We start from the raw sequence: 22,462 nt of genomic DNA on the forward strand, positions 1-22,462 counted from the left end.
ACCACAACCGACAGGGAGCTTTCCATGACTCAATTGCGCCGTGTAGCGATCATTGGCGGTAACCGCATTCCTTTCGCCCGCTCCAATGGCCCTTACGCCACGGCGAGCAACCAGGCGATGCTGACCGCGGCCCTGGAGGGCCTGATCGAACGCTACAACCTGCACGGCCTGCGCATGGGCGAGGTGGCCGCCGGCGCGGTGCTCAAGCATTCCCGCGACTTCAACCTCACCCGTGAATGCGTGCTGGGTTCACGCCTGTCGCCGCAAACCCCGGCCTATGACATTCAGCAGGCGTGCGGCACGGGGCTCGAGGCGGCGTTGCTGGTGGCCAACAAGATCGCCCTGGGCCAGATTGAATGCGGGATTGCCGGTGGGGTGGATACCACGTCCGACGCGCCTATCGGCGTGAATGAAGGGCTGCGCAAGATCCTGCTGCAAGCCAATCGCAGCAAGTCCATGGCGGATAAATTAAAAGTCCTGTTACAACTTCGTCCCCAGCACCTCAAGCCTGAGCTGCCGCGTAACGGCGAGCCGCGCACCGGTTTGTCCATGGGCCAGCATTGCGAATTGATGGCACAGACCTGGCAGATTCCCCGTGCCGAGCAGGATCAACTCGCCCTCGAGAGCCACCAGAAAATGGCCGCTGCCTATGCCGAAGGCTGGCATAACGATCTGCTCACGCCGTTTCTGGGCCTGACCCGCGACAATAACCTGCGCCCCGACCTGAGCCTGGAGAAACTCGCCGCACTCAAGCCTGCGTTCGAGCGCAGCGAAAAAGGCACGCTCACGGCCGGCAATTCCACACCGCTCACCGACGGTGCATCCCTGGTGCTGTTGGGCAGCGAGGCATGGGCCCAGGCGCGTGGTTTGCCGATCCTGGCGTACCTGCGCGATGGCGAAGCGGCTGCGGTGGATTTCGTCAACGGCGCCGAAGGCCTGCTGATGGCGCCGGTGTATGCGGTGCCCCGCTTGCTGGCGCGCAACGGCCTGACGCTGCAGGATTTTGATTACTACGAGATCCACGAAGCCTTCGCGGCCCAGGTGTTGTGCACGCTCAAGGCGTGGGAGGACGCGGGCTACTGTAGGACCCGTCTCGGGCTGGACGCCCCATTAGGGGCCATCGATCGCAGCCGCCTGAACGTCAAGGGCAGTTCCCTGGCGGCCGGGCATCCGTTTGCCGCCACCGGTGGGCGCATCGTCGCCAACCTGGCCAAGTTGCTCGACGCGGCGGGCAAGGGGCGCGGGCTGATTTCGATCTGCGCCGCCGGCGGCCAGGGCGTGACGGCGATCATCGAACGTTGAATTCGCCGAAATTGGCATATTGGATGCATTCTTGAGTGGTCAGAGGTCGGTAGCCCCTCCCACCGGCGAGCCGATTGCCGTATAACGAGTGCCATACGCGTATTTGGTAATAAAGGACCCACAATAAAAGCTGATGAAGACTCCTAAACGCATTGAACCCCTGATCGAAGACGGTCTGGTCGACGAAGTGCTGCGCCCACTCATGAGTGGTAAAGAAGCAGCTGTTTATGTGGTGCGCTGCGGCAATGAATTGCGTTGCGCCAAGGTTTACAAGGAGGCGAACAAACGAAGTTTTCGTCAAGCGTCCGAATACCAGGAAGGCCGTAAGGTCCGTAACAGCCGGCAGGCCCGGGCCATGGCCAAGGGCTCGAAATTCGGCAAGAAAGAAACCGAAGATGCCTGGCAGAACGCCGAAGTAGCGGCGTTGTTCCGCCTGGCCGGTGCGGGCGTTCGCGTGCCCAAGCCATACGACTTCCTCGAAGGCGTGTTGTTGATGGAGCTGGTGGCCGACGAGTACGGCGATGCTGCGCCACGCCTGAATGACGTGACCCTGGAGCCGGACCAGGCGCGTGAATACCACGCCTTCCTGATTTCCCAGATCGTGCTGATGCTGTGTACCGGCCTGGTGCATGGTGACCTGTCCGAGTTCAACGTACTGCTCACGCCGACCGGTCCGGTCATCATCGACCTGCCCCAGGCGGTCGATGCGGCGGGCAACAACCACGCGTTCAACATGCTGGAGCGGGATGTGGGCAACATGGCTTCCTACTTCGGGCGTTTTGCCCCGGAGTTGAAGAAGACCAAGTACGCCAAGGAAATGTGGGCACTCTACGAAGCCGGCACCTTGCACCCGGCCAGCGTCTTGACCGGCGAGTTCGACGAGCCGGAAGAACTGGCGGACGTGGGCGGTGTGATCCGCGAGATCGAAGCGGCGCGGCTGGATGAAGAACGGCGTCAGGCCATTCGGGCGGCGGATGATGCGCCACCGAGCAAAGCGTCGGAAGAGCCACCGCCGCCGCCCTGGATGCAGTGATCTTCGGGTACATGAAGATCAAAATGTGGGAGGGGGCTTGCTCCCGATGGCAGTGTGTCAGTCTCTATATCTGTAACTGACACACCGCTATCGGGAGCAAGCCCCCTCCCACATTTGGTTTTGCATGCATTCAGATAGATTCCGTCACGCGCAGCAGCTTCCCGACGCCAACTCCTTGAGAATCGGACAATCCGGCCGGTGATCGCCCTGGCAGTGCTCCACCAGGTCCTGCAACGTATCGCGCAATTGCCCCAGCTCCAGGATCTTCTGGTTCAGCTCATCGATATGCTGGCGCGCCAGGGCTTTCACATCGGCGCTGGCCCGTTGCCGGTCCTGCCACAAGGTCAGCAGTTTGCCCACCTCTTCCAATGAGAACCCCAGGTCCCGCGAGCGTTTGATAAACGCCAGGGTGTGCAGGTCGTCGGTGCCGTAGATGCGGTAGCCGCTGTCGGTGCGATGGGCCGCCTTGAGCAGGCCGATGGATTCGTAATAGCGAATCATCTTCGCGCTCAGCCCGCTTTGCCGGGCGGCTTGGCCGATGTTCATGGGCGTTGATCCTCCAATTCCTTGGGTTTCCAAGTTTTCAACAGCAAGGCATTGCTCACGACACTGACGCTGGACAAGGCCATGGCCGCACCTGCAAGCACCGGATTGAGCAGGCCGAATGCGGCCAGGGGAATGCCGATCAAGTTATACACAAAGGCCCAGAACAGGTTCTGGCGGATTTTGGCGTAGGTCTTGCGGCTGATCTCCAGGGCGGCCGGGACCAGGCGTGGGTCGCCGCGCATCAAGGTGATGCCGGCGGCATGCATGGCCACGTCGGTGCCGCCGCCCATGGCGATACCGATGTCGGCGGCAGCCAGGGCCGGCGCGTCGTTGATGCCGTCGCCGACCATGGCCACCACGCCGGTTTTTTTCAGTTCGGCGACGGTGGCGGCTTTATCGGCGGGCAGGACTTCGGCGTGTACGTCATCGATGCCCAGCGCTTCGGCAACGACGCGGGCGCTGCCGCGATTGTCGCCGGTGAGCAAGTGGCTGCCGATGTGCCGGGCCTTGAGTTGTGCCACCGCTTCCAGCGCGCCAGGCTTGAGCGTGTCACCAAAGGCAAACAGCCCGAGCACACGGGGTTGTGCGCCTTGCTCGATCAGCCAGGACAAGGTGCGGCCCTCGGCTTCCCAGGCCGTGGCAGAGTCGGCCAGCCCACCCGCGTCCAGGCCATTTTCTTCCAGCAGGCGCCGATTTCCCAATGCCAGTTGACGCCCGTCGAGAGTGCCGGCAATGCCACGTCCGGTCAGGGATTGGCTGGCGCTCACATCCGCCACCGTCAGCCCTTGCTCGCTGCACGCATCCAGCACAGCCTTGGCCAACGGGTGTTCGCTGCCACGTTGCAGCGCACCGGCCTGTTGCAGCAATGTGGCTTCATCGCCATCCACTGCCGCTAAATGGGCAATTTTCGGGGTGCCGGAAGTGAGGGTGCCGGTTTTATCGAACACCACGGTGCTTACTTCATGGGCACGCTCCAGCGCTTCGGCGTCCTTGATCAGGATGCCATAGCGTGCGGCCACGCCGGTGCCGGCCATGATGGCGGTCGGTGTGGCCAGCCCGAGGGCGCACGGGCAGGCGATCACCAGCACCGCCACGGCGTTGATGATCGCGGTCTCCAGCGGCGCACCGTACAGCCACCAGCCCACCAGCGTGATCAACGCCAGCACCAGCACGGTCGGCACGAATACCTGGCTGACTTTATCCACCAGCTTCTGGATCGGTGCCTTGGCGGCCTGGGCGTCTTCCACCAGGCGGATGATGCGCGCCAGTACGCTTTCGGCACCGAGTGCGGTGGTACGCACCAGCAGACGGCCTTCGCCATTGATGGCGCCGCCGGTGACGGCATCACCAGGTTGCTTCGGCACCGGCAGGCTTTCGCCGCTGATCAATGCCTCATCGGCATGGCTCTGGCCTTCTACCACTTCACCGTCCACCGGGAAGCGCTCGCCGGGTTTGACCAGCACCAGGTCATTAAGCTTGAGCGCGTTGATGGCGACATCTTCCTCGCGACCATCCTGCACACGAATCGCGCGTTCAGGGCGCAGGGCTTCCAGGGCGCGGATGGCGCTGGCGGTCTGGCGTTTGGCGCGGCTCTCCAGGTATTTACCGAGCAGCACCAGGGCGATCACCACGGCCGACGCTTCGAAGTACAGATGGGGCATGGTGCCTGCGGGCGCGGTCAGCCATTCATAGAGGCTCAGGCCGTAACCGGCGCTGGTGCCGATGGCCACCAGCAGGTCCATATTGCCGGCGCCGGCCCGCACGGCCTTCCAGGCTGCGATGTAGAAGCGTGCACCGAAGATGAATTGCACCGGGGTCGCCAGGAGGAACTGCACCCAGGCCGGCAGCATCCAGTGCAGGCCGAAGGGCTGCACCAGCATCGGCAGAACCAGGGGCAATGCCAGCACAACCGCCAGCAGCAGTGACCAGCGCTCGCGGTGCAGGCGTTGGGCCTGATCGGCCTCGGTCCTGGTTTCGCTTTGCGGCAGGCTGGCGGTGTAGCCGGCTTTGTCGACGGCGGCGATCAGCACGGCTGGGTCGATCTGGCCCAGCACTTCGACGTGGGCGCGCTCGTTGGCCAGGTTGACGCTGACGCTTTGCACCCCCGGCACTTTGCCCAGCGCGCGCTCGACACGCCCGGCGCAACTGGCGCAGGTCATGCCGCCGATGGGCAGGTCAAAGGTGGTGGATCCATTCATGGGGCAGTCCTCCAGAGAAGTTGCCCCTAGGATCAACCTTGACCTGTGGGGAAGGTCAAGCGTCTTCAGTATTCCAGTGCGGCGGGTTTGAGGTACATGCCTTCCGGGCCCTGGGCAATGCGCAACTTGCGTACGTCACCGGCCTTGAGTGTGATGTTCTGCGCCGGCGGCGCGAGCAGGCCCGGCAAGCAACCCGGTGACTGGCCCGGCAGCAGTTTCAGGCGTAGCGACACATTGCCGGCGGGCAGGTTGAACGAGGTGGACTGTTCCTGGAACAGACGCCCGGCCAACTGGTCCTGGATGTACAGGCCGATCTCGCAATTGGTCGGTACTTCCAGGCGTTCGCGGGAAATGATCAGCACCGCATAGTCTTCTGCGGCGAGGGCATGGGCCGCAGCGGCAGACAAGCTCATCAGGCCGACAAGGCCAAAAAACGACCAGCGCATGGCGAATGCTCCGTGGTTTGAATCGAAGATGGGTGAAGCTTGGCCGACGCCGCGGTGTAATACCAGCCCGGCCGAAAGTTTCAGAACTTGACCTTGCCATCGTGGCAAGGTCAAGACTGGGTTCAACCTCATCAAAGGAGTCATGTCATGCAAATATTCAGCGTTGAAGGAATGACCTGCGGCCACTGCGTTCGGGCCGTGACCCAGGCGGTGCAGAGCCAGGATCCGGCGGCCAGCGTGAAGGTCGACCTGGCGGCGAAAGAGGTGGGCGTCGAAAGCCGCCTGTCTGCCGAGGAAGTGATCAGCCTGATCAGCGAAGAGGGCTACAGCGCCAAGCTCGCCTGACCCATTCAAATAGTTAGCGAGCTATCGTATTCAATGCACCCAAGCGCGGCTAAACTGTCGGGCTGCCGACACACTTGGGTGCCTGATGAACCTTCGCATAATCCTGATCCTGGGTGCCTTGAGCGCCTTCGCGCCGCTGGCGATCGATTTCTACCTGCCTGGCTTTCCTGCCATGGCGACGGCCTTCGGGACCGACGAAAAACATATCCAGCTGACCCTGGCGGTGTATTTCGCCGGCCTGGCCATCGGCCAACTGATCTACGGCCCTCTGGCGGACCGCTTTGGTCGACGCGGCCCGCTGCTCAGCGGCGTGACCCTGTTTACCCTGGCATCCTTTGCCTGCGCGTACGCGCCGTCCCTGGAATGGCTGATTGGCGCACGTTTCGTGCAGGCCCTCGGCGGTTGCGCGGGCATGGTGATTTCCCGCGCCGTGGTCAGTGACAAATGTGATGCGGTGGGCTCGGCCAAGGTGTATTCGCAACTGATGCTGGTGACCGGCCTGGCGCCGATCCTTGCGCCATTGGCGGGTGGTGTGATGGTCGGGTTGTGGGGCTGGCAGTCGATTTTCCTCGCACTGTCGATCTTCAGCGTGATGGCGGCGATTGCCGTGGCGGTCGGTTTGCCGGAAACCTTTCCAGCCCATCAGCCGCGTCAACCCTTGTCGGGATCGCTGCGCCGCTATGGCGCGCTGTTGTCAGACCGGGTCTACCTCGGTTACGCCCTGACCGGGGGCATTTCGATTGCCGGGATGTTTGCCTACATCGCCGGCTCCCCGTTCGTATTTATCAAACTCTATGGCGTGCCCGCCGAGCATTACGGCTGGCTGTTCGGCTCCAACGCCGCTGGGTTCATCCTGGTTGCACAGGTTAACGCGCGGTTGCTGGCCAAGCGTGGCCCGGCGTTTCTGCTGTCGCGCACGGTGTGGGTCTATCTGCTGGCGGCGCTGTCACTGTTGGGCATCGCGGCCTTGCGCACCGATGCGCTATGGCCGTTGCTGGTACCGCTGTTCATCTGTATCGCCAGCCTGGGCTGCATTCTGCCCAACACCTCGGCCTGCGCCATGAGCGGGCAGGGCGCCCGGGCCGGCAGCGCGTCGGCCTTGCTCGGTTGCATTCAGTTTGGCGTGGCGGCAGGGGCGGCTTCGTTGGTGGGCGTGCTGCACGACGGCACGGCGATACCGATGGCGATGGTCATCAGCTTGTGCGGGGTGTTGGCGGTGACGATTGCGATGTCGACCCAGCGCCTGCAACGGGCAAGGGCCACGCAGGCGCAGGGCTGAAATGCAGGTCAGCCAGCGGCGGAGCGTTGCTGGCTGAGCGGGAAGCGGTGGGGAGCCTGGATGCGGGCTTGCAGGGTTTCGGCAAAGGCGCGGGCCTCGGCCTCGCTGCGGAAGGTGAACGCATCGCCGTCGAGACGAACCTGCCATTTATTGCCGGGGGATTTTGCTAACGCTTTTATCAGGATTTTCATTGCTGACTTCCTCACGTAAAAGAATCGTGGCAAAGGCGGCCAATATAAACCCGAATACGCTCACAAATATGACAAAGATCAACTCTCTGACTAGCGGTGTCGTCCCTCACTCACACGAATAACGGACGACACTGATAGACGTTATCTTCAGAACCCTTCCAGCACGATCTTGCCCTTGGCCTTGCCGCTTTCCAGCAGGGCATGGGCACGGCGCAGGTTCGCCGCATTGATCACACCGAAGTGCTCGCCCACCGTCGTTTTCAAGGTGCCGGCGTCGATCAGTTCGGCCACGCGATTGAGCAGGTTGTGCTGCTCGATCATGTCCGGCGTCTCGAACATTGAGCGCGTGTACATGAACTCCCAATGCAGCGACAGGCTCTTGCGCTTGAGTTTGCTCACGTCCAGCGCCTTGGGGTCGTCGATCAGCGCCAGCTTGCCTTGGGGTTGCAGCGCTTCGACCAGTTGGTCCAGGTGATGCTCGGTCTGGGTCAGGCTGGCGACGTGGGTCACCTGCGGGTGGCCGGCTTGTTTCAGCGCTTCGCTCAGCGGTTGGCTGTGGTCGATCACCAGGTCGGCGCCGAGTGCCTTGGTCCATTCCTGGGTTTCCGGGCGCGACGCGGTGCCGATCACCGTCAAGGCGGTGAGCTGGCTGGCCAGCTGGGTCAGGATCGAACCCACGCCACCGGCGGCACCGACGATGAGCAGGCTCTGGCCTTCAGCCTCTTTACCTTCACGCACTTGCAGGCGTTCGAATAGCAGCTCCCAGGCGGTGATGGCGGTCAGCGGCAGCGCGGCGGCTTCGGCAAAGCCCAGGCTCTTGGGCATATGGCCGACGATGCGCTCATCGACGGTGTGCAGTTCGCTGTTAGCGCCCGGGCGGACCAGGGAACCGGCGTAGAACACCTTGTCGCCGACTTTGAACAGGCTCACTTCACTGCCGACGGCCTTGACCACACCGGCCACGTCCCAGCCCAGCACTTTGGCCGCACCGTTCTCCGGGGCGACGTTCTGGCGCACCTTGGTGTCCACCGGGTTGACCGAGATGGCTTTGACTTCTACCAGCAGGTCCCGGGGGCCGGCGACGGGCTCCGGCAGCTGGATGTCTTGCAGGGATTTTTCATCGTTGATCGGCAGTGATGCGTAGTAGGCAATGGCTTTCATGGGGGGGGCTCCGGAAAAAGGCGGTGATCAGGCGAGAAACTTCAGGCGCTTGAGTTCGAAGTGCTCGATGACATCAGCGGCTTTAGCGCGAAAATGTTGGATATGTGCGCTCTGGTCGTGGTCGGCGAGTGCGGCGTCATCGCTCCAGCGTTCGAGCATGTAGAAGGTCTCAGGGTGTTGCAGGTCCTGGTGCAGGTCGTATTGCTCGCAGCCGGCTTCAAGACGGGTGGGTTCCAGCAGGTCACGCAGCAGCGGCTCCAAGGTGGCCTGTTGGCCAGGTTTGGCGATCAGTGTGGCGATGACGTTAAAGGCTGTGGACATATTCAACTCCAGACACGTGATAACGGGATGGGCAAATGATTAGCCATTTCCCTACAAGATAAAAGCGGCTAAAACAGCACTCTGTTTCAATAATATTTTGATAATGGGTGGTTGAATGCTGCGTTTTGATGATTTGCAGTTGTTTGTACGCGCCGCGGACCTGGGCAGTTTGTCGGCGGCGGCGCGGGTGATGGACCTGTCGCCCGCCGTGGCCAGCGCGGCGCTCAAGCGTATCGAACAGCAGCTGGGCACGCGTTTGCTGGCGCGCTCCACCCGCAGCCTGCGCCTGACCGCCGAAGGTGAGGGTTTCCTGGAATATGCCCGAACTGCATTGAGCGCCCTGGACGAAGGACGGCGCTTATTGGCCAGTGGCCAGGACCATGTCAGTGGGGTGTTGCAACTCTCGGCCCCCTCGGATTTCGGCCGTAACCAATTACTGCCCTGGCTGGACGAATTTCAGCACGAGTACCCGCAACTCGCCGTGCGCCTGCTGCTGGGCGATCGGATTGCCGACCTGTTCCGCCAGCCGGTGGACATTGCCCTGCGCTATGGCGAGCCCGAAGACTCCAGCCTGGTCGCCCTGCCCGTCGCGCCGCACAACGTTCGCGTGTTGTGTGCAGCCCCCAGCTATCTCGTGCGTTATGGCGAGCCGCGACAGCTGGAGCAATTGGCCCAGCACAATTGCTTGCTTTACATGCTTGGCAGCCGAGTGCATGACCACTGGAGCTTCCACGATGGCAAACGCGAAGTCAGCCTCACGGTCAGTGGTGATCGCTTCAGCGACGATGCCGATGTGGTGCGCCGCTGGGCGGTGGCGGGCGTGGGCATTGCCTACAAATCCTGGCTGGATGTGAGCACCGATGTGCTGGCCGGGCGCTTGCGCCTGGTCTTGCCTGAATTGCGTGGCGAGCGCACACCGCTCAACTTGCTATGCGCCCATCGGGCCCAGTTGAGCAAACCCATCAACCTGCTGCGGGAAATGCTCGTGTCGCGCTGTGCGACATTGACCGCTCAATTGCCGGAGCGATTGGGTACGACGTATTAGCCTCCATCACACAAGGAAATTTCACTCAGCTCATGTCCCTATTCATGCTGTCAGACGCCGCGGAACCGCTGGTTTACGCACCTATACTTTGGCGCCCACCACAGCAGAAAAATAATTCGACAGGGAGTGAATCGATGGAAGAAGCACCATGCATCAGTCAGATCGCCAGCTTGCTCGCCGAACCCAAACGCACCGCCATGCTCTGGTCCCTGATGGACGGCTCGACCAAGTCCTCGGAGGAACTGGCGCTGCTTGCCGGGTTGTCACCCGCCTCGGCCAATGCCCATCTGGCACGGCTGACGGGGAGTGGCTTGCTGCGTACCGAGGGTCGGCGTGGCAAGCGGCTGTTTCGCATGGCGGCGGCCGATGTCAGCGTCGCCATCGATGCCTTGGCCAGTACGACACTGGCCAGCGCAGCACGTACTGCGCCGCATGCTTCACCGCCGGTGTTGGTGGCGCCGCCATTGTTGCGACATGCGCGTCTGTGCCAGGGCCACCTCGGCGGCGAAGTGGCGGCGCAGCTGCATGAGCGGATGTTGGCGGCGGGGTGGATCGAGCGTCATGAGCAACGCATTGAGGTGACGATCAAGGGCGCACAGCACCTGGCGGGCCTGGGTATTTATACCCAGGCGCTGGCGTCGCCACTGGTGTGCGACTGCTTCGATTGGAGCCAGCGGCAACCGCACCTGGGCGGCGCGCTGGGTGCGGGGCTGTTGCAGTTGTTCCTGCAATCGAACTGGATCAGCCTGGTCAATGAGTCCCAGGCGGTGCAGCTCAACGACAACGGGCTGGCAGAAATCGCCCGATTGGCCATGTCCGAACAACCTTAGCCTTGAGGGTTTGCGATCATCGCCCTGGCCTTTTTGATTCCATGGACCTGGCGATGATGACTTTGCGTCCAGTCAGGGTTTTACCAGGCGCGCATCCAGGCTGTTCTGCGCCAGGCGTTTGGCCTGGTCCTGGGTCATGCCCAGCGAGGTGTACAGCGCGTGGAAGTTCTCGGTGACATAGCCGCCGAAGTACGCCGGGTCATCCGAGTTCACCGTTACCTTCACGCCACGCTCGAGCATGTCGAGGATGTTGTGCTGGGCCATGTCGTCGAACACGCAAAGCTTGGTGTTGGACAGCGGGCAGACGGTCAACGGGATCTGCTCGTCGATGATGCGCTGCATCAGGCGCTCGTCTTCGATGGCGCGTACGCCATGGTCGATACGCTGGATTTTCAGCAGGTCGATCGCTTCCCAGATGTACTCGGGCGGGCCTTCTTCACCGGCGTGGGCGACGGTGAGGAAGCCTTCGTGGCGGGCACGGTCGAACACTCGCTGGAACTTGCTCGGCGGATGACCCATTTCCGAACTGTCCAGGCCCACGGCCACAAACGCATCGCGGAACGGCAGCGCCTGGTCGAGGGTTTTCTCGGCTTCGGCTTCGCTCAGGTGGCGCAGGAAACTGAGGATCAAGCCGCTGGTGATGCCCAGCTGCTGTTCGCCATCTTTGAGCGCCGCGGCGATGCCGTTGAGCACCACTTCGAACGGTATGCCACGGTCGGTATGGGTTTGCGGGTCGAAGAAGGGCTCGGTGTGGATCACGTTCTGGGCTTTGCAGCGCAGCAGGTAGGCCCAGGTCAGGTCGTAGAAATCCTGGGAGGTGCGCAGCACATCGGCGCCCTTGTAATACAGGTCGAGAAACTCTTGCAGGTTGTTGAAGGCATAGGCCTTGCGCAGGGTTTCGACGTCGTTCCACGGCAGCGCGATCTTGTTGCGCTCGGCCAGGGCGAACAGCAGCTCAGGCTCCAGCGAGCCCTCCAGGTGCAGGTGCAATTCAGCCTTGGGCAGGGCGTTGAGCCAATCGTACATTTTCTAAATTCTCATCAGGTGCAATGGCGGCATTCTACAGGCCGTGGCTGAAATAATCGGCAAAACCTGACCAGCAGAAGAGTATTCGATTTATTCACGCAAGGGCTGTGTGAACTAAGGTGTAACGAAACGTTAGCGGCTTGGCGCAGTCTGTACCCCATCAATGACTGATTTGCCGTACTAAAAGGCCCGGAATGCTCACATCCCTCAAGCAAGAAAAATTCATGCTGCTGGCGCTGATTGCCGCCATCGCCGCCTACCCGCTGGAGCACTGGATGCTGCACAGCGGGCAAATGGTGGCACTGTTGGCCGGCGTGGTGTTGATCGGTTTTATCGTCGTGGCGTCGATGCGTGTGGCCCACCATGCCGAGCAACTGGCGGAAAAGGTCGGCGATCCCTACGGCACCATGATCCTGACCCTCGCCGCAGTGCTGGTGGAGGTGGTGATCCTGGCGATCATGATGAGCAACGAGCCATCACCCACCTTGGTGCGGGACACCATCTATTCGGCGGTGATGCTCGATATCAACGGCATCCTCGGCCTGGCAGCGTTGATGGGCGGCATCAAGCATGGCGAACAGTCCTACAATGATGATTCGGCGCGGACCTACAGCGTAATGATCCTGACCGCCATGGGCGTGTCGATGGTGGTGCCGGAATTTATCCCCGAAGCCGACTGGAAAATTTACTCGGCCTTCACCATCGGCGCGATGGTGGTGCTCTACACCCTGTTCCTGCGCATGCAGGTGGGGCCCCACAGTTATTTCTTCAGCTATAGCTACCCGGAGAAGCGCCGCAAGACACTGCCCGAGGAACAAGCGTCGCCGCCGGTGAACCTGGCGTTTTCCATCGGCACCCTGGTGTTTGGCGTGGTTGTGATCGGTGCGCTGGCCGAGGTGATGTCCAAGACCCTCGACCTGGGCCTGGAAGGCACGGGCGCACCGCCGGTGATCACGGCGATCGTGGTGGCGGCTATTTCGGCGGCACCGGAGATTCTGACGGCCTTGCGTGCTGCGCTGGCCAACCGCATGCAGTCGGTGGTGAACATCGCCCTGGGTGCGTCGTTGTCGACGGTGATCCTGACGGTGCCGGTGATGGAAGCCATGGCGCTCTATACCGGCCAGCCGTTCCAGATGGCGATGACGCCGGTGCAAACGGTGATGGTGTTTATCACGCTGATCGTCAGTGCGATCAACCTCAACGATGGCGAAACCAATGCCATCGAAGGGATGACCCATTTTGTGTTGTTTGCGACCTTTATCATGTTGTCGCTGTTGGGCTTGTAAGCACCGCTCACTCCAAGTGGGAGGGCGCTTGCCCCCTCCCACATGTTTGAGCGGTGTTTGGCTTAGGTTCCGGCGATTAGCCGCCGTGCCGCCTGGCTGTGATCGGCGATCAAGCCTTTCAGGTCCAGGCCTTCCACCTGTCCGTCGATAACCCGCCATTTGCCGCCGATCATCACCCGGTCCGCCCGATCCGCGCCGCACAGCAGCAGTGCGGAGATCGGATCATGGCTGCCGGAGAAACGCAGCTCATCCAGTTTGAACAGCGCCAGGTCGGCCTGTTTGCCTACGGCCAGTTCACCGATATCCGTACGCCCCAGTAGCTGCGCCGACCCCTTGGTCGCCCAACCCAGCACGCCTTCGGGGGTGATCTTTTCGGCGCCGTAACGCAGGCGCTGGATGTACAGGGCCTGGCGGGTTTCGAGGATCATGTTCGACGCATCGTTGGAGGCAGAGCCGTCCACACCCAGGCCGATGGGCGCGCCGGCAGCGATCAGGTCCAGGGTCGGGCAGATGCCGGAGGCCAGGCGCATATTTGAACTTGGGCAATGACAGATGCCCGTACCGGCGGCGCCCAGGCGCGCAATTTCATCCGGATTGAAGTGAATGCCATGGGCCAGCCATGTGCGCGGGCCGAGCCAGCCGACGCTGTCCAGGTAATCCACCGTGCGCAGGCCGAAGCGCTGCAGGCAGAAATCTTCTTCGTCGAGGGTTTCGGCCAGGTGGGTGTGCAGGCGCACATCCAGGCTGTTGGCCAGTTCGGCGCTGGCTTGCATGATTTGCGGGGTGACGGAAAACGGTGAGCAGGGCGCCAGGGCAATCTGGATGTACGCGCCATCGCCGCGTTGATGGTATTCGCGGATCAGGCGCTGACTGTCGTCAAGGATGACCTGGCCCTGTTGCACAGTCTGTTGCGGTGGCAGGCCACCGTCGGCTTCGCCCAGGCTCATGGAACCGCGGGTGAGCATGGCGCGCATGCCCAATTCGCGCACGCTGTCGACTTGCACATCGATGGCGTTTTCCAGGCCGTCGGGGAACAGATAGTGGTGGTCTGCCGCCGTGGTGCAGCCCGAGAGCAGCAACTCCGCGAGTGCCACCTTCGACGCCAGGGCGAGTTTTTCCGGAGTCAGTCGCGCCCAGACCGGGTACAGGGTTTTCAACCAGGGAAACAAGGGCTGATTGACCACCGGCGCCCAGGCGCGGGTCAGGGTCTGATAGAAGTGATGGTGGGTGTTGATCAGCCCGGGCAGGACCACATGCTCACGCGCATCGAACACTTGGGCGCAGGGCTGTGCGGGTTCCTGACCCTGTGCCAGCACTTCGGCGATCACACCGTCTTGCAGCACCAGGCCGCCACGGGCGTCGAGGCCGTTGGCGGTGAAAATCGCGAGGGGTTTTTTTAACCAGATACGGGTCGCAGGCATTGGCCGGCTCCTCTGAATGATGGGTTCAGGTTTGCCAGCTCAGTGATGCCCTGTCTGCTGATCCAGGGTCGCCGGTGAGGGCGAGGTGGGCAGTCTACGCGCGGATCGTTATCGACGGCAATCGCTCGATAACGACCCTGTGCGGCTTACCAGGCGATGGTGTCGCCCTTGTAGTCCACGAAGTGATGGCCGCCCTTGCCGGTGTAGGCGTTCACCTGGTCTACCAGGCCGCGCACGCTGGTGTCGACATCGATGTGCGCGTTTTCGCCGCCCATGTCAGTCTTCACCCAGCCCGGGTGCAGCGACAGCACGGTAAGTTTGTGATCGCCCAGTTGGGTAATGAAGCTGTTGGTCATGGAGTTGAGTGCGGCCTTGCTGGCCTTGTACAGCGCCAGGTCCGAGCCGTCGGGGATGGTCACGCTGCCCAGTACTGAACTCATGAACGCCAGCACGCCGCTGTCCTTGCGGATCTGCCCGACAAAGCGCTGGGCCAGGTTGATCGGCGCCACGGCGTTGGTGAAGAACAGCTGGCCGACTTCCGCCAGGGTGGCATGGCCAGGTTCTTGATTGGCGGGGCCCTTGACGCCTGCGTTGACGAACAACAGGTCGAAGGTGCGGTCCTTGAGGCGTTGGTTCAGGGCGATCACGGCTTGCTGATCGTCCATGTCGAGTTTCTCGATCTGCACCGGGCCCACGGCTTTCAGGGCATCGGCCTTGTTCGGGTCACGCACGGTGGCGGTCACTTCCCAGCCGTCCTGGAGCAATTGCTTGACCAGGCCGAGGCCCAGCCCGCGTGAGGCGCCGATGATCAGTGCGGTTTTTGGCGTAGACATGAAGGCTTCCTTTAAAAGTCGCGGTTCAGGGTGTTCAGCGAACAACAGTAGCAGTTTCAGCGTTGCAGCAGGATGCGCCCACGGCTCAGGTCGGCGAGCTGGGTTTGCAGGGTGTCGATGTGGGCTTCGCCCAGGGCCAGTTGTAACTCCACGCCATTGGCGGTGAAGGTTTCTTCCAGCACCAGCCCGCCCAACTCGGCGACGCGCAGCTTGACCAGGTTCAGCTCGGAGAATCCGCAGGCGCAACTCAGCGGCACGCGGCTGATCAGTTCGATGCGCTCGGCATTTTGCAGGCACTTGTTCGCACCGCCGCCATAGGCGCGGGCCAGGCCGCCGGTACCGAGTTGTATGCCGCCATACCAGCGAATCACCAGCACCGCGACCTGATCGAAACCTTGGGCCTCGATGGCCGCCAGGATGGGCCGTCCTGCGGTGCCGCCGGGTTCGCCGTCGTCACTGCTGCGGTATTGATCGGCCAGCTTCCAGGCCCAGCAGTTGTGCGTGGCGTTAAGGTCGCTGTGCTGCTCAAAAAATGCCTGGGCTTCTTGCGGGCTGGTGATCGGTGCGGCCAGGGTAATGAAGCGGCTTTTGCGAATTTCTTCGCGGAACTCGCAAAGGCCGGTGAGCGTGAAAGACATAGATGGCTTCGTCTAGAGGGCCGGCTTGATGCCGCAGCCCTTGAGAATGATGTGGATCAGGTTGGTGCCGGCGTCTTCCATGTCCTGCTTGGTCAGCTTGGTGCGACCGGTGACGCGGCAGATCTGGGTGGCGAAGTCGGCGTAATGCTGGGTGCTGCCCCACAACAGGAAGATCAGGTGCACGGGGTCGATGGGGTCCATCTTGCCGGCGTCGATCCAGGCCTGGAACACCGCCGCCCGACCACTGAACCAGGCGCGGTAATCCTGGCTGAAATATTCGGTCAGGCATTCGCCGCCGCTGATGATCTCCATGGCGAAGATCCGCGAGGCCTGGGGCTGGCGCCGCGAAAACTCCATCTTGGTGCGGATGTAGCGGGAGAGGGCTACGGCCGGGTCGTCCTCGGCGGTCAGCGTGTTGAAGGTGCTGTCCCACAGTTCGAGGATATTGCTGAGCACCGCGATATACAGGCCCAGCTTGTTGGTGAAGTAGTAGTGCAAGTTGGCCTTGGGCAGCCCGGCACTGGCAGCAATGGTGTTCATGCTGGTGCCCTTGTAGCCATGGCGCGCGAACTCATCTTCAGCAGCCTGGAGAATCGCTTGTTCGTTCTTTTGCCGAATGCGGCTGGCGGGCTTACCGGCGTGGTTGCTGTGGGCAGGAACTTCGAGGCTCATGGAGGTTTCCGTGCTGATCGATAGAGACGACGTGTGCACAGATAACCCACCCTCAAGCCTCAGACAAGTCCCGATGCAATAAAACCGTCAAAGCGGTTCCAGGGTGTCGCTTTCCTGCGCGTGGTTTGCGTCACGAGCGGGCACCTTGGATTCCGGCAGTAACAGGCACAACACGATGGCGGTCAGGCCGCCGCTGGTGATGGCTGAGTCGAACAGGTTCTGCACCAGGGTTGGCATCAGGTGCAGCAGGTTCGGTTGGGCGGCGATGCCCAGGCCGACGCCGAACGAGGTGGCGATGATCAGCATGCTGCGACGGTCCAGTGGTGCCTGGGCGAGGATGCGTACGCCGGCGGCGGCCACACTGCCGAACATCACCAGGGTGGCGCCGCCCAATACGGGCTTGGGGATTTGTTGCAGCACGGCACCGATCAGCGGGAACAAACCCAGGCAGAACAGCACCACGCCGATGTACAGGCCGACGTAACGGCTGGCCACGCCAGTCAGTTGGATCACGCCGTTGTTCTGGGCAAAGGTGGTGTTGGGGAAGGCGCTGAACGTGGCGGCGATCATGCAACTGACGCCATCGCCGAGGACGCCGCCTTTGAGCCGGCTTATATAGGAAGGGCCGCTGATGGGCTGGCGCGCGATCATGCAGTTGGCGGTGAGGTCGCCGACGGTTTCAATGCTGCTGATCAGATAAATCAGCGCGATCGGCAGGAAGGCGCTCCAGTCGAAGTTGAAGCCGAATCGAAACGGGATCGGCAGGCTGACCAAAGGCAAGTCGCCCAGGGCCTGGGGCACCAGCTTGCCGCTGAACCAGGCGGCGAGGCTGCCGAGGGCCAGGCCGATGATGATCGCCGAGAGGCGCACCCAGGGTGTGTGGGAGCGGTTGAGCAAGATGATGGTCAGCACCACGAACAGGCCCAACGCAAGGTTGGCCGGTGCGCCGAAGTCCGGTGCGTTGAAACCGCCGCCCAGGTCGGTGATACCGACCTTGATCAGGCTGATGCCGATCAGGGTAATGACAATCCCGGTCACCAGCGGGGTGATCACTCGGCGCAGTTGACCAATAAAGCGGCTGAGAATGATCTGCACGGCAGCGCCGAAAAAGCACACGCCGAAGATCATCGCCATGATGTCTTCCGGGCTGCCGCCGCGTTGCTTGACCAGAAACCCGGCCGACAGCACCGCGCCGAGAAACGCAAAGCTGGTGCCTTGCAGGCAGATCATCCCGGCGCCGATCCCAAATGGCCTGCGGGCCTGAATGAATGTGCCGACGCCGGACACCATCAACGCCATGCTGATCAGGTAGGGCAAGTGTGCGGTCAGGCCCAATGTGGAGCCGATGATCAGCGGTGGCGTGATGATGCCGACAAAGGCGGCCAGCACATGTTGCAGTGCGGCCAGCAATGCAGGGGCGGGTTTGGGGCGGTCATTGAGACCGTAGATCAGGTCGCTGGGGCTGGAGGATTCTGGTGGCATGGCAAGCAAACTCGAGGCGTACGGTTCTAGGTCCTCGTGTCCTTGCAAAAAGCTGTCCAGGTGCTCAGCTTTTTTCGTAAGGCCCGCGTTAGCGCGTTGCCGCCAGACTTTCCAGGAAGCTTTCCAGCACCAAATGAGGGCGACGGCCTTTGCGCGTGACCGATGCCAGGCTTAAATCGTAAAAGCGCGTAGCCGGTTTCAGCGCGCGCAGTCGGCCTTGTTGCACCCATAGGCTGGCGTAGTGGTCGGGCAGGTAACCGATGTAGCGACCGGTGAGAATCAGGAATGCCATGCCTTCGCGGTCCGAGGCGCTGGCGGTGCAGTTGAGCGCCTGGTAGTGGGCCTGGATCTCGGCGGGCAGGCGGAAGGTGGGGGCGATGGCGTCCTGGGCGTCGATGCGCTCGTCGCCCAGTTGCTTGTCGTCGGCATAAAACAGGGGGTGGCCAACCGCGCAGTAAAGCAGTGAGCGTTCGCTGTACAGCGCCTGGTATTCCAGGCCGGACAGGGCGCTGGCCTGGGGCACCACACCGACATGCAGGCGGCCGTCGAGTACGCCTTGTTCGACTTCGTTGGGAGCGATCATGCGGATCTGGATTTGTACGTCCGGTCCACGCTCCTTCAGCTGTGCCAGGGCGTGGGTGATGCGCATATGGGGCAGGGTCACCAGGTTGTCGGTGAGGCCGATGATCAACTCGCCACGCAAGTGCTGGTGCAGGCCGTTGACCTCGGTGCGGAAACTTTCCAGGGCGCTTAATAGTTGCAGGGCCGATTGGTAGACCTCGCGGCCTTCTTCGGTCAGCGAGAAACCGGCGCGGCCGCGTTGGCAAAGTCTTAATCCGAGCCGCTGCTCAAGGTCGCTCATTTGCTGGCTGATGGCGGAACGGCCGATGCCGAGCACGGTTTCCGCCGCCGAGAAGCCGCCGCACTCCACGACGCTGCGAAAGATGCGCAGCAGGCGAATATCGAAGTCGCTGACTTGGGCCAGGGGATCGGGTCGACGGCTGCTCATAGTTTAGTGAAGGCCTGACTGAAGGTTAGAAGAGTTGGATTTCACCGACTTTATCCCCGTGGCAATTTAGCTGCAACAACGCTTTTTCAATCCCGACGCTGCCTGTTGCCCTGCGAGGTTTTGCTGATGAACATGCCCGAAAACGCCCCATCGTCCCTGGCCAGCCAATTGAAGTTGGACGCTCACTGGATGCCCTACACCGCCAACCGTAACTTTCAGCGTGACCCGCGCCTGATCGTGGCCGCTGAAGGCAGCTGGTTGACCGATGACAAGGGGCGCAAGGTCTACGACTCGTTGTCGGGCCTGTGGACCTGTGGCGCCGGGCATACGCGCAAGGAAATCCAGGAGGCGGTCGCCAAGCAACTGGGCACGCTGGATTACTCTCCAGGCTTCCAGTACGGCCATCCACTGTCCTTCCAGCTGGCGGAAAAAATTACCGATTTGACCCCAGGCAACCTCAACCACGTGTTCTTCACCGACTCCGGTTCCGAGTGCGCCGATACCGCGGTGAAGATGGTGCGTGCCTACTGGCGCCTGAAGGGCCAGGCCACCAAGACCAAGATGATCGGTCGCGCCCGTGGTTATCACGGTGTGAACATCGCCGGTACCAGCCTGGGCGGCGTCAACGGCAACCGCAAGATGTTTGGTCAGGCGATGATGGATGTTGATCATCTTCCGCATACCCTGCTGGCGAGCAATGCGTTCTCCCGGGGCATGCCGGAGCAGGGCGGTATCGCCTTGGCCGATGAGTTGCTCAAACTGATCGAACTGCACGACGCGTCGAACATCGCCGCGGTGTTTGTCGAGCCAATGGCCGGCTCCGCTGGCGTGCTGGTGCCGCCACAGGGTTACCTCAAGCGCCTGCGTGAGATCTGCGACCAGCACAACATTTTGTTGGTATTCGACGAAGTGATCACGGGCTTTGGTCGTACCGGTTCGATGTTTGGCGCTGACAGCTTTGGCGTGACCCCGGACCTGATGTGCATCGCCAAGCAAGTCACCAACGGCGCGATCCCCATGGGCGCGGTGATTGCCAGCAGCGAGATCTATCAGACGTTCATGAACCAGGCGACGCCTGAGTACGCAGTGGAATTCCCCCACGGCTACACCTACTCGGCGCACCCGGTTGCCTGCGCGGCCGGCCTGGCCGCATTGGACCTGCTGCAGAAGGAAAACCTGGTGCAGAGCGTGGCCGAAGTCGCCCCGCACTTTGAGAATGCGCTGCACGGCCTGAAGGGCAGCAAGAACGTGATCGACATCCGTAACTACGGCCTGGCCGGTGCGATTCAGATTGCGCCGCGTGACGGTGATGCCATCGTGCGTCCATTCGAGGCCGGCATGGCTCTGTGGAAAGCGGGATTCTATGTGCGCTTTGGCGGTGACACGCTGCAGTTCGGGCCAACCTTCAACAGCAAGCCGCAGGACCTGGATCGTCTGTTCGATGCGGTCGGCGAAGTGCTGAACAAGATCGACTGATTTCTCCTTCTATATAGAACAACTTTTCAGGAGCCCTGCATGAGCCTTATCCAGCATTTGATCAACGGTGAGTTGGTCAGTGAATCCGGCCGTACTGCCGATGTGTATAACCCGTCCACCGGCCAGGTGATTCACCAGGTGCCACTGGCCAGCCGCGAAACCATTCAACGTGCTATCGACTCGGCCAAGGCGGCCTTTCCGGCTTGGCGCAGCACGCCGGCGGCCAAGCGCGCCCAGGTCATGTTCCGGTTCAAGCAATTGCTGGAGCAGAACGAAGCGCGCATTTCGCAGCTGATCAGTGAAGAGCACGGCAAGACGCTGGAAGATGCCGCTGGCGAACTCAAGCGCGGGATCGAGAACGTGGAGTATGCGTGTTCGGCGCCGGAGATTCTCAAGGGCGAGTACAGCCGCAATGTTGGGCCGAACATTGATGCCTGGTCGGACTTCCAGCCGTTGGGCGTAGTGGCCGGTATTACCCCGTTCAACTTCCCGGCGATGGTGCCGCTGTGGATGTATCCGCTGGCGATTGTTTGCGGTAACTGCTTCATCCTCAAGCCTTCGGAGCGTGATCCGAGTTCGACGTTGCTGATCGCGCAACTGCTGCAGGAAGCCGGTCTGCCTAAAGGTGTGCTGAGTGTTGTGCACGGCGACAAGGGCGCGGTGGATGCGTTGATCGAGGCGCCGGAAGTCAAGGCCCTGAGTTTTGTGGGGTCGACGCCGATTGCCGAGTACATCTATTCCGAAGCGACCAGGCGCGGTAAGCGCGTACAGGCACTGGGTGGGGCGAAGAACCATGCGGTGCTGATGCCGGATGCAGACCTGGATAACGCGGTCAGTGCTTTGATGGGCGCGGCCTATGGTTCCTGCGGCGAGCGCTGCATGGCGATCTCGGTGGCGGTGTGCGTAGGTGATCAGGTGGCGGATGCGTTGATCGCCAAGCTGGTGCCACAGATCAAGGCGCTGAAGATCGGTGCGGGCACGACATGTGGACTGGATATGGGGCCACTGGTGACGGGCCAGGCCCGGGATAAGGTCAGCGGCTATATAGAAGACGGTGTTGCGTCTGGTGCGGAGTTGGTGGTTGACGGTCGTGGACTGAGTATTGCCGGGAATGAAGACGGCTTCTTCCTGGGGGGTAGTCTGTTTGACCGTGTGACGCCTGAGATGCGCATCTATAAGGAAGAGATCTTCGGGCCAGTATTGTGCGTGGTCCGGGTGAGCAGCCTGGAAGCGGCGATGCAACTGATCAACGATCACGAGTATGGCAACGGTACGTGCATCTTCACCCGTGACGGGGAAGCGGCGCGTCTGTTCTGTGACGAAATTGAAGTGGGGATGGTCGGTGTGAATGTTCCATTGCCTGTGCCAGTGGCTTATCACAGCTTTGGTGGCTGGAAGCGTTCGTTGTTTGGCGACTTGCACGCCTATGGGCCGGATGGGGTGCGTTTCTACACCCGCCGCAAGGCGATCACCCAGCGTTGGCCGCAGCGGGCCAGCCATGAAGCGTCGCAATTCGCTTTCCCTAGTCTGTAAGGCTCAGCAAGCAGAAAGCCGGCCCCTTGGGGCCGGCTTTTGCGTTTTTGGGCGTTTTTGACTTATATGACAGAAAGATGAAAAAGAAGGTTGACGGCAGATTCTGGACGTCTATAATTCGCCCCACTTCCGGCGCAGTCGAAACGTAAAACTCCTTGGTAAACAACGAGTTATGCAGAATAAGGCAGCGGATTGCTTCAGTTCATCGAAGCCCAGAAGTAGTTGGTAGAGTCGTGTTGTTTGGCGCTATTAACGATTCGATCTTCTCGGTCGAAAGCGGAGAAAAAGAGGTGTTGACAGCAGCGTGTAACGCTGTAGAATTCGCCTCCCGCTGACGAGAGATCGCAAGCGCAAGTGGTTGAAGTTGTTGAAGAAATCTTCGAAAGCTT

General features: G+C 61.5%; 22 protein-coding genes. 9 read left to right on the forward strand and 13 right to left on the reverse strand.

The window, feature by feature from the left end; all coding sequences use genetic code 11:
- Positions 1–24 precede the first annotated feature (24 nt).
- A complete protein-coding gene (locus BM416_RS22680; RefSeq protein WP_092489534.1) occupies positions 25–1,302 on the forward strand; it encodes an acetyl-CoA C-acetyltransferase in 1,278 nt (425 codons plus the stop codon).
- A 133-nt stretch (positions 1,303–1,435) separates the two neighbouring features.
- A complete protein-coding gene (locus tag BM416_RS22685; protein ID WP_027607961.1) occupies positions 1,436–2,335 on the forward strand; it encodes a PA4780 family RIO1-like protein kinase in 900 nt (299 codons plus the stop codon).
- Between the two features lie 144 nt (positions 2,336–2,479).
- On the opposite strand, the gene cueR is transcribed toward BM416_RS22685, so the two are convergent.
- From cueR to BM416_RS22700, 3 genes are all read right to left on the reverse strand, one after another.
- A complete protein-coding gene (gene cueR / locus BM416_RS22690; protein ID WP_065925533.1) occupies positions 2,480–2,881 on the reverse strand; it encodes a Cu(I)-responsive transcriptional regulator in 402 nt (133 codons plus the stop codon).
- Entirely contained in the window at positions 2,878–5,079 is a 2,202-nt protein-coding gene (locus BM416_RS22695) for a heavy metal translocating P-type ATPase (RefSeq protein WP_092489535.1), read from the reverse strand. The genes cueR and BM416_RS22695 overlap by 4 nt, the downstream gene beginning before the upstream one ends.
- 65 nt (positions 5,080–5,144) lie before the next feature.
- On the reverse strand, positions 5,145–5,525 hold the full coding sequence (locus BM416_RS22700; RefSeq protein ID WP_092489536.1) for a hypothetical protein: 381 nt from the start codon (positions 5,523–5,525) through the stop codon (positions 5,145–5,147).
- A gap of 147 nt (positions 5,526–5,672) precedes the next feature.
- Here BM416_RS22700 and BM416_RS22705 point away from each other — a divergent pair, with 147 nt between their 5' ends.
- Entirely contained in the window at positions 5,673–5,870 is a 198-nt protein-coding gene (locus BM416_RS22705; protein WP_027607957.1) for a heavy-metal-associated domain-containing protein, read from the forward strand.
- A gap of 85 nt (positions 5,871–5,955) precedes the next feature.
- Positions 5,956–7,149: a multidrug effflux MFS transporter gene (locus tag BM416_RS22710; RefSeq protein WP_092489537.1), complete on the forward strand. Its 1,194-nt coding sequence runs from the start codon at positions 5,956–5,958 to the stop codon at positions 7,147–7,149.
- 8 nt (positions 7,150–7,157) lie between these two features.
- Here the strand turns inward: BM416_RS22710 and BM416_RS22715 are convergent, their stop codons facing one another.
- The 3 genes from BM416_RS22715 to BM416_RS22725 form a co-directional block, all read right to left on the reverse strand.
- Positions 7,158–7,340: a hypothetical protein gene (locus BM416_RS22715; RefSeq protein WP_065940968.1), complete on the reverse strand. Its 183-nt coding sequence runs from the start codon at positions 7,338–7,340 to the stop codon at positions 7,158–7,160.
- A gap of 147 nt (positions 7,341–7,487) precedes the next feature.
- Positions 7,488–8,501, reverse strand: a complete 1,014-nt coding sequence (locus BM416_RS22720) for a zinc-binding alcohol dehydrogenase family protein (protein ID WP_092489538.1) — start codon at positions 8,499–8,501, stop codon at positions 7,488–7,490.
- A 27-nt stretch (positions 8,502–8,528) separates the two neighbouring features.
- Complete coding sequence (locus BM416_RS22725; protein ID WP_065925529.1) at positions 8,529–8,822, reverse strand: putative quinol monooxygenase; 294 nt, start codon at positions 8,820–8,822, stop codon at positions 8,529–8,531.
- A 115-nt stretch (positions 8,823–8,937) separates the two neighbouring features.
- Between BM416_RS22725 and BM416_RS22730 the strand changes: the two genes are divergently transcribed.
- Positions 8,938–9,867 (forward strand): LysR family transcriptional regulator, encoded by a 930-nt coding sequence (locus BM416_RS22730; RefSeq protein ID WP_092489539.1) that lies wholly within the window; start codon positions 8,938–8,940, stop codon positions 9,865–9,867.
- 134 nt (positions 9,868–10,001) lie between these two features.
- Positions 10,002–10,697 carry an ArsR/SmtB family transcription factor gene (locus tag BM416_RS22735; RefSeq protein ID WP_092489540.1) on the forward strand — a complete coding sequence of 232 codons (696 nt, stop codon included), beginning with the start codon at positions 10,002–10,004 and terminating at the stop codon, positions 10,695–10,697.
- A 72-nt stretch (positions 10,698–10,769) separates the two neighbouring features.
- Here BM416_RS22735 and BM416_RS22740 read toward each other — a convergent pair whose 3' ends face one another.
- Positions 10,770–11,723: an adenosine deaminase gene (locus tag BM416_RS22740; RefSeq protein ID WP_027607950.1), complete on the reverse strand. Its 954-nt coding sequence runs from the start codon at positions 11,721–11,723 to the stop codon at positions 10,770–10,772.
- A 194-nt stretch (positions 11,724–11,917) separates the two neighbouring features.
- On the opposite strand from BM416_RS22740, the gene BM416_RS22745 reads away from it, so the two are divergent.
- A complete protein-coding gene (locus BM416_RS22745) occupies positions 11,918–13,009 on the forward strand; it encodes a calcium:cation antiporter (protein WP_092489541.1) in 1,092 nt (363 codons plus the stop codon).
- Positions 13,010–13,071: 62 nt separating this feature from the next.
- Here the strand turns inward: BM416_RS22745 and BM416_RS22750 are convergent, their stop codons facing one another.
- From BM416_RS22750 to BM416_RS22775, 6 genes are all read right to left on the reverse strand, one after another.
- Positions 13,072–14,430, reverse strand: a complete 1,359-nt coding sequence (locus tag BM416_RS22750) for an 8-oxoguanine deaminase (RefSeq protein WP_092489542.1) — start codon at positions 14,428–14,430, stop codon at positions 13,072–13,074.
- A gap of 146 nt (positions 14,431–14,576) precedes the next feature.
- Positions 14,577–15,263 carry an SDR family oxidoreductase gene (locus BM416_RS22755; protein ID WP_092489543.1) on the reverse strand — a complete coding sequence of 229 codons (687 nt, stop codon included), beginning with the start codon at positions 15,261–15,263 and terminating at the stop codon, positions 14,577–14,579.
- Positions 15,264–15,319: 56 nt separating this feature from the next.
- Complete coding sequence (locus BM416_RS22760; RefSeq protein ID WP_027607946.1) at positions 15,320–15,901, reverse strand: IMPACT family protein; 582 nt, start codon at positions 15,899–15,901, stop codon at positions 15,320–15,322.
- Positions 15,902–15,913: 12 nt separating this feature from the next.
- Positions 15,914–16,573 (reverse strand): TetR/AcrR family transcriptional regulator, encoded by a 660-nt coding sequence (locus BM416_RS22765; protein ID WP_027607945.1) that lies wholly within the window; start codon positions 16,571–16,573, stop codon positions 15,914–15,916.
- An 87-nt stretch (positions 16,574–16,660) separates the two neighbouring features.
- Entirely contained in the window at positions 16,661–18,055 is a 1,395-nt protein-coding gene (locus BM416_RS22770; RefSeq protein WP_092489544.1) for a uracil-xanthine permease family protein, read from the reverse strand.
- 88 nt (positions 18,056–18,143) lie between these two features.
- The gene (locus tag BM416_RS22775; protein ID WP_027607943.1) at positions 18,144–19,064 is read right to left on the reverse strand and encodes a LysR family transcriptional regulator; all 921 of its coding nucleotides are present in this window, start codon (positions 19,062–19,064) and stop codon (positions 18,144–18,146) included.
- 126 nt (positions 19,065–19,190) lie between these two features.
- Between BM416_RS22775 and BM416_RS22780 the strand changes: the two genes are divergently transcribed.
- Together BM416_RS22780 and BM416_RS22785 are read left to right on the forward strand one after the other, a co-directional pair.
- On the forward strand, positions 19,191–20,540 hold the full coding sequence (locus BM416_RS22780; RefSeq protein ID WP_027607942.1) for an omega-aminotransferase AptA: 1,350 nt from the start codon (positions 19,191–19,193) through the stop codon (positions 20,538–20,540).
- Positions 20,541–20,579: 39 nt separating this feature from the next.
- A complete protein-coding gene (locus tag BM416_RS22785; protein ID WP_092489545.1) occupies positions 20,580–22,073 on the forward strand; it encodes a CoA-acylating methylmalonate-semialdehyde dehydrogenase in 1,494 nt (497 codons plus the stop codon).
- Positions 22,074–22,462: the final 389 nt, after the last annotated feature.

Source organism: Pseudomonas sp. NFACC42-2 (assembly GCF_900116055.1).
GTDB lineage: Bacteria > Pseudomonadota > Gammaproteobacteria > Pseudomonadales > Pseudomonadaceae > Aquipseudomonas > Aquipseudomonas marginalis.

What these genes read in the sequence shown, in the direction of transcription:
- BM416_RS22740 (WP_027607950.1), bottom strand. Translation starts at nt 11,723, where the DNA reads ATGTACGATTGGCTCAACGCCCTGCCCAAGGCTGAATTGCACCTGCAC.
- BM416_RS22770 (WP_092489544.1), bottom strand. Translation starts at nt 18,055, where the DNA reads ATGCCACCAGAATCCTCCAGCCCCAGCGACCTGATCTACGGTCTCAAT.
- BM416_RS22680 (WP_092489534.1), top strand. Translation starts at nt 25, where the DNA reads ATGACTCAATTGCGCCGTGTAGCGATCATTGGCGGTAACCGCATTCCT.
- BM416_RS22735 (WP_092489540.1), top strand. Translation starts at nt 10,002, where the DNA reads ATGGAAGAAGCACCATGCATCAGTCAGATCGCCAGCTTGCTCGCCGAA.
- BM416_RS22700 (WP_092489536.1), bottom strand. Translation starts at nt 5,525, where the DNA reads ATGCGCTGGTCGTTTTTTGGCCTTGTCGGCCTGATGAGCTTGTCTGCC.
- cueR (WP_065925533.1), bottom strand. Translation starts at nt 2,881, where the DNA reads ATGAACATCGGCCAAGCCGCCCGGCAAAGCGGGCTGAGCGCGAAGATG.
- BM416_RS22760 (WP_027607946.1), bottom strand. Translation starts at nt 15,901, where the DNA reads ATGTCTTTCACGCTCACCGGCCTTTGCGAGTTCCGCGAAGAAATTCGC.
- BM416_RS22695 (WP_092489535.1), bottom strand. Translation starts at nt 5,079, where the DNA reads ATGAATGGATCCACCACCTTTGACCTGCCCATCGGCGGCATGACCTGC.
- BM416_RS22765 (WP_027607945.1), bottom strand. Translation starts at nt 16,573, where the DNA reads ATGAGCCTCGAAGTTCCTGCCCACAGCAACCACGCCGGTAAGCCCGCC.
- BM416_RS22785 (WP_092489545.1), top strand. Translation starts at nt 20,580, where the DNA reads ATGAGCCTTATCCAGCATTTGATCAACGGTGAGTTGGTCAGTGAATCC.
- BM416_RS22730 (WP_092489539.1), top strand. Translation starts at nt 8,938, where the DNA reads ATGCTGCGTTTTGATGATTTGCAGTTGTTTGTACGCGCCGCGGACCTG.
- BM416_RS22720 (WP_092489538.1), bottom strand. Translation starts at nt 8,501, where the DNA reads ATGAAAGCCATTGCCTACTACGCATCACTGCCGATCAACGATGAAAAA.
- BM416_RS22685 (WP_027607961.1), top strand. Translation starts at nt 1,436, where the DNA reads ATGAAGACTCCTAAACGCATTGAACCCCTGATCGAAGACGGTCTGGTC.
- BM416_RS22725 (WP_065925529.1), bottom strand. Translation starts at nt 8,822, where the DNA reads ATGTCCACAGCCTTTAACGTCATCGCCACACTGATCGCCAAACCTGGC.
- BM416_RS22775 (WP_027607943.1), bottom strand. Translation starts at nt 19,064, where the DNA reads ATGAGCAGCCGTCGACCCGATCCCCTGGCCCAAGTCAGCGACTTCGAT.
- BM416_RS22710 (WP_092489537.1), top strand. Translation starts at nt 5,956, where the DNA reads ATGAACCTTCGCATAATCCTGATCCTGGGTGCCTTGAGCGCCTTCGCG.
- BM416_RS22780 (WP_027607942.1), top strand. Translation starts at nt 19,191, where the DNA reads ATGAACATGCCCGAAAACGCCCCATCGTCCCTGGCCAGCCAATTGAAG.
- BM416_RS22745 (WP_092489541.1), top strand. Translation starts at nt 11,918, where the DNA reads ATGCTCACATCCCTCAAGCAAGAAAAATTCATGCTGCTGGCGCTGATT.
- BM416_RS22755 (WP_092489543.1), bottom strand. Translation starts at nt 15,263, where the DNA reads ATGTCTACGCCAAAAACCGCACTGATCATCGGCGCCTCACGCGGGCTG.
- BM416_RS22750 (WP_092489542.1), bottom strand. Translation starts at nt 14,430, where the DNA reads ATGCCTGCGACCCGTATCTGGTTAAAAAAACCCCTCGCGATTTTCACC.
- BM416_RS22715 (WP_065940968.1), bottom strand. Translation starts at nt 7,340, where the DNA reads ATGAAAATCCTGATAAAAGCGTTAGCAAAATCCCCCGGCAATAAATGG.
- BM416_RS22705 (WP_027607957.1), top strand. Translation starts at nt 5,673, where the DNA reads ATGCAAATATTCAGCGTTGAAGGAATGACCTGCGGCCACTGCGTTCGG.